We start from the raw sequence: 1,258 nt of genomic DNA, 5'->3' as shown, positions 1-1,258 counted from the left end.
CCGTCCGGCGCCCCCCGAGGCCTCGGGCAGGCCCTGAGCCGCAGCCGAACCGGCCACTGGCGCGTCGAGCCGCTGCACGGGCAGCCCGCTCGGCGGACCGGCCTCCCTGGAGACGACGGGCAGGCTCTGCGCCGTCAGCGGTGCGTCGGGCCACAGCGCGGGCAACCCGCTCGGCGGAGAGGGAGACGGTGCAGCGGGCGGAGCCTCGGGCCCCGAGGAACCGGACGGGTCCTGCGCCGCCGGGGAGTCCAGCCGCTGCGAGGACAGACCACTCGGCGGAGAGTCCGCCCGGGGCGCACCGGCGGCCCCCGGGAGGGCGGGAGGGCTCTGCGGGGCGCCGCCCGCGTCCAGGCGTTGTACGGGCAGTCCGCCCGCCGGAGGAGCCACCGGCGGAGCGGTACCTCCCGGCGCGGCGAGCGGGCCTCGGGCCCCCGCCTCCGGGGCGACCGGCGCGCCGAGGCGCTGCACGGGCAGCCCGCTCGGCGCGGAGTCCGCCGACGAAGCCGACGCGTCCCGGGGCGCGGCAACATCCCCGGGCCGTGCGATCGGCGCGTCCGGACCTCGTACGGGCGGCACGGGGGGCCCGGGCGATGTGGAGGTGTCCAGCCGCTGCAACGGCAGGCCTCGCGAGGACGCGTCGCGCTGCGCGACGCCGTCCCCCGAGCCGACGGGCAGGCCCTGCGGCGGCGCCAGGCGTTGCACGGGCAGGCCGCTCGACGCGGCGTCCGGGCCACGTACGGGCAGTCCGCCGGACGCCGTGTCCGTCCCCGAAGGGGATGCCGCCCGGGCGGAAGCAGCCTCGCCCGAAGCGGCCGAGGGAGACGCCGGCCCCGCCTGCTCGGCCCCCGAGGCCTCCGGCCACTCCGGGGCCACCGAAGGCTCCACCGGAGCGGAACCCGCGACGTCCAGCCGCTGTACGGGCAGGTCGGCCGTCGGGGGCTCCGGCAGGCGCTGGGCCGCGAGGACACGCGGCGGCAGATCCGGCGGCGGAGCCACCGTCAGGTTCGGTCCGCGGCCCGGCCGTACCACCGGGAGCAGCTCCGGCGCGGCCGTGGCTCCGCCCGCCGGCACCGACTCCTCCGCGGGCTCCGCCCGATGACGCTGCACGGCCACGACCGGGGCCGAAACGGGCACGGAGCCGGGCTCCGGACCGGACGCCGCGCCGGACGCCGGGGCCGGGTCGGACGCCGGCGCCGGGCCGGGCGTCCCCGACGGGTCGCGCGGCGGGGGCGCCGCCGGCCCCGCGCCGGGGTGGATC

At 81.0% G+C, this 1,258-nt stretch carries 1 pseudogene; it reads right to left on the bottom strand.

The features are described 5' to 3' along the window. Positions 1–1,107: pseudogene (locus tag ACWGDE_RS39035) on the bottom strand (hypothetical protein); the annotation flags it as partial. Positions 1,108–1,258 lie beyond the last annotated feature (151 nt).

The organism is Streptomyces sp. NPDC054956 (assembly GCF_053609185.1).
This window is presented reverse-complemented; position numbering and strand designations above follow the sequence as displayed.